This is a genomic window from Paracoccus sediminilitoris, assembly GCF_003259195.1.
In the GTDB taxonomy this organism is placed as follows: domain Bacteria; phylum Pseudomonadota; class Alphaproteobacteria; order Rhodobacterales; family Rhodobacteraceae; genus Paracoccus; species Paracoccus sediminilitoris.
Genome location: NZ_QJPK01000060.1, coordinates 1 through 4,459, shown reverse-complemented (window position 1 = coordinate 4,459; position 4,459 = coordinate 1). Strand labels below are relative to the sequence as shown.

Genomic DNA, 4,459 nt, shown 5'->3' with positions numbered 1-4,459 from the left:
GGCTGTGCCTTTCATTAGACCCGAACGCCAAGCATGCAAGGCGGGATGACTACACTCATCTCGCCCTAGATGTTGCGCCACCCCACTTCGAGGCTCTGGCGGCACAGGTCCGTACAGCCGCACCGATCTGGAAGGAAAATCGTTCAGAGGGCGCGTCGCTTTATTTCCTGGATCCAGATGGGCACAAGCTAGAGCTTCATGTTGGGTCATTGGCTTCCCGCCTTCAGCATTACCGGGACTACCCCTCAAATGGGCGAACCCTCTTAGATTGACTCTCATCGTGATCGGCGGCTGTGGGCTCTTCTTTGCGTCGATGCAGCACCGACCGCTGACCGTCCGGTCTGGTCAAGCTGGCGAGCCCGAGAGGCAGACTGCCCAAAAGAAAAAGCAGAACTACATGCCACAGAGCACTTCCTTTTTGTTGACTTGCCATGTGGCCATGAAACCGGTCATGCGAGCTTTTTAATAGAAGCTCGCATGGCCGCTTCACGCTGGATCCCAGCAAATTACGGGGATGCCGGTTTCTATTGCGAAGGACCGCTTCCCTCATGCAAGCTTTAAGGGCAAGATACCTCAAAAGCCTGCACGGATTTGCCCATGCGCACCACCTCTCAAACCATCTGGAACAAGGGCCGTGTGGTGGGCAAGAAACCTCCCCTCACGCCCGACCAGGTCGCCCTGATCCGGCTCATCCTGCGGCAGGAAAAAGACCTCCGCAGCCTGGCGCTGTTCAACACCGCCCTTGATACCAGTTTCCGGGGCTCCGACCTGGTGCGCCTTCGGGTCTCGGACGTCGCCACCCCGGCCGGGGTGCGCGAGATCGTGGAAATCCGGCAGAAGAAAACCGAAAGCCGCCATGCGCGCCCGGTCCGGGCACGATTGTCCCCAAGCACGCGCGACAGCCTGCGCGCCTATCTGGCTGCCTCGGAGCGGGCGCTGCATAGCTGGCTCTTCACGGGGCAGGGGGCACGGTGGTCCCACCACCACCTCAGCGAGAGCCAGCTCTGGCGGCTGTTCAAATCCTGGCTGGAAAAGGCCCGCATCGATCCCAGCCTCTACGGGCTGCATTCACTACGCCGGACCTTTCCGACCCATATCTACCAGCAGACCGGCAACCTGCGCGCCGCCCAGCTCTTGCTCGGCCATGCCAGCATCGAAAGCACCAAGGAATACATCGGCACTGAGCAGGCCGAAGCCTTGGAAATCGCCCGTAAGTATCATCTTTGAGCCGTTAGGCTTATAAGATTAAAGAAGTGGATATTCGTAATATTATCAGTACGCTGCAGAAAGCACTGGAATCAGAAAAGAGCCAATTTAAAACGTTGCCGATGGGGCCGTGGGCCAATTCCGAATCTAATTTTCACGCGCAAAGAATTATAAACATGGAGACTAGGCTTGCCCAAAATTCAATTTCTGAAAAATGAAGCAAACAAGGTTGAGGGCCTTGCTTATGCTGGGTTCGAGACCTTCAAGGGCTCTCCGTATACCAGTTGTGCTCGTGAAACCGGCCAAAACAGCCGCGATGCTGCCATTGGCGATGCGCCAGTCAAAATAGCATTCAACCTCCTCAAAATTCCCCGGGCTGAAGTACCCTTTGCTGATCAACTCCAAAACTCGATCGAATGCTGTCTAAAGTCACCTCGTGACGCTGAGACTAAAGAGCACCTTGAACGTGCCCACGCGCAGATCTCTGGGCCAACTATTAATGTGCTAGAGATTTCCGATCTTAATACCACCGGGCTCACCGGCCCCGTAGAAGACGAGAATTCTGTTTTCGCGGCTCTGGTAAAAGGTGACGGAGTTACGAACAAGTCCGATCCCACCTCGGCCGGCTCCTACGGCATTGGCAAGAATGCTGCCTATGCGATCTCGGATTTACAGACTGTCATCTACTCGACCTGCTACAAGAGCAAGAGTTCAAACGACGTAAATTTCGCTGCCCAAGGGCGGCTACGACTAATCTCACATTCAAACGGCGATCAACGGCTGTCAGCCGAAGGTTACTGGGGCAATGACAACTTTACGCCTATCACCTCGCCCGCAGATGTGCCTGCATGGGTAGCAAGGGACGAAATTGGCACTTCAATCTTCTCTATCGGCTTTCGTGAACAGGACAGATGGTCGGACCGGATGCGTCTTTCCCTTGCTAACAATTTCTTCCTTGCAATTGCACGCGACGAAATCGAATTTTCGGTAGAAGGATTCAAACTGAGCCAATCGTCTATAGACAGCATCCTTGACTCTCCGGCGTTGTCCGAGATTGCGGCGTTATCTGACGAGACGTCTAATCTAGAACGCGCCAAACGCCTGATGCATTGTATCCGCTCAGACGGTGCCACCCGACATAAAATTACAGTCGCGGGGTTGGGCGATTTCACCCTTCATCTGCTAATAGCCGAAAGCATGCCCCGGGAAATTCATATTATTCGCAACGGTATTTATATTTGTGACAACTTTGGGAAGTTCGGTTTGCCAATGCGCGCATACCGGGGAACGAAGGAATATATGGCAGTGCTCGAACCCGCACGCACGGATGCCGGAAAAAAGCCAAGCCAGCTACTCAAGCGACTGGAAAACCCTGCCCATGATGCCTTTGAACCGGAACGTATAGTCGATCCGACCTCTCAGAAAATAGCACGTCAGCAAATAAAGACTTTGATGAACAAGGTTAGGGATATCATCAAGGGCGCCGCCAAGATGGAAGAAATCAATCATAGCCATCTCGACGAGCTCTCACACCTGTTTGCTGCTGGTGGTGTCTCATCAAAGAAGCCTGATCCCGACGGTGAAACGGACCCGGACCGCTATAAATATGGTGAAGCGCGGAGAACTGAGCGCAAGCTGGCTACTTCCGTTGGTGGCAAAGGCAAGACTAAGCGGATCCGCGGACCAAAACCTGAAATCACGGGACGAAAAAAGGCTGAAAAAGCAAATAGTAACCGCAGCCAGCCGACCGGAGTACGTACAGTCCCGCTCGAACAGGTACGGTCAATAGTTCCGCAGGGGACCTGCGGTAACAGCCGTACTATTTTCTTTACCCCCGGTGTTAGCGGCAATGCAGAGATAACAGTCTCAGCCTCCGGCCTTAGCGATGACGTGGCTCTCAATCTTACCTCAGCATCTCTCGGTGTAGTTGCAAAAGGGCGGGTCCAGACAGCTCTCGTTAAAGGGCAGCGGACCGCCATCACTGTAACGTTCTCTGAACCGTTCGACGGTCCAATTGAGCTTGAAGGCAGCAGCGTTCTTGCTGCGGCGCAGGAGGCGTAAGATGAAAATTAAAGAATCCACATCTTACCCCCACCCGGTCCTGGCGCCGTGGTCAGAAGATGTCATAAACGCAAGCTTCACCACGAAAATCATGTTTCAGCTCGATGAGAACGCAAACCAAGTAGCTATTCATTGCGATACTACGCTGGATCATCCTGATATTCTTGCTCTTATCGAGGATGGCTTTGCCACATTCGGCTGCTTTATTAAGTGCGTAGAAACGGGGGTACGGCGACTGCAAAAGCTCGGCTTCCCAGTTGGCAATCATGAGTTTGCTAGCGGAGCCCTTATCGGCCGGGTTCAGTTGCGACCTATGATCTGGTCACTGAAACCGATTGTGAATTACAACCCAAGTGGAGCACATGCGGAATTTTTCGACGGCATGGACATTGAAGCCGGCCAGATTCTCGCGCTCGATGATGAGCAGGTTATTGAAGTAACGAGGCCCCCGCTGCCGCCTTTGGAATCGATTTTTGAAATCCAATCTTCCGATGCCATCCTAGAAGGTGAATTTGAACTCGATACAGAGGCCGAGCGCATAACGATCCTGATGCCGGAATCTACATATAAACTTGTTCAGAATTTACGCCAGGCTGAGGAAGCCACACGATCAGTGCTCATGAATGCTCTTTACGTGCCGATTATCATGGAGGTACTCGATCGACTGCGCGATGGCCAAGATGCTTTTGAGCAGTACCGCTGGCTACACCCATTCAGGACCAGGTGTGATCTTGCTGGTATAGACCTTACCAAACTAGATCTTCTTAATGATGCGCAAAAAGTTCTTCTTCAGCCTTTTGCATCTCTTGATCAGCTAATTAATTATGGAGATGACGAATGATTATGCAACCTGTTCGGCTTCTAGCTGCAACGGTCGTTGAGGACCTGTCGAAGAGCATCGATGTAAACTTGGCTCGCTATAAAGAGGGCAATTTTCTTGATCTGGAAAAACAAAGCGGTTGGGCGATCGAGACCGCCCTTGCTACATGGGACCCGGCTATAGCCGATAATCTCGACCCATCCGGAACGCCAACAGCAGAAATAAAAAACTCATTGCTGATCTATAACAGCCTACAAGGCATGACGCCTGCGCTTGCTCGCGAAGAACGGCTTTGGACTCGTCTATGCCATATTGAATGCCTTCAGTATGCACGAAAACGCTGGATCACTAAAGAAGAAACAGCAGCATCGG

Annotated in this window: 4 protein-coding genes and 1 pseudogene; all 5 read left to right on the top strand. The window is 52.6% G+C overall.

Annotated elements, in window-relative coordinates; genetic code table 11:
- Positions 1 to 272: pseudogene (locus DKT70_RS18560) on the top strand (glutathione transferase); the annotation flags it as partial.
- A 325-nt stretch (positions 273 to 597) separates the two neighbouring features.
- Positions 598 to 1,227 carry a tyrosine-type recombinase/integrase gene (locus tag DKT70_RS17445; protein WP_111560320.1) on the top strand — a complete coding sequence of 210 codons (630 nt, stop codon included), beginning with the start codon at positions 598 to 600 and terminating at the stop codon, positions 1,225 to 1,227.
- A gap of 168 nt (positions 1,228 to 1,395) precedes the next feature.
- Entirely contained in the window at positions 1,396 to 3,267 is a 1,872-nt protein-coding gene (locus tag DKT70_RS17945) for a hypothetical protein (protein ID WP_146612695.1), read from the top strand.
- Between the two features lies 1 nt (position 3,268).
- On the top strand, positions 3,269 to 4,108 hold the full coding sequence (locus DKT70_RS17435; protein ID WP_111560318.1) for an SAM domain-containing protein: 840 nt from the start codon (positions 3,269 to 3,271) through the stop codon (positions 4,106 to 4,108).
- The coding region (locus DKT70_RS17940) for a DUF6339 family protein (protein WP_199559647.1) at positions 4,105 to 4,459 on the top strand (355 nt) is incomplete at its 3' end. The genes DKT70_RS17435 and DKT70_RS17940, both read left to right, overlap by 4 nt.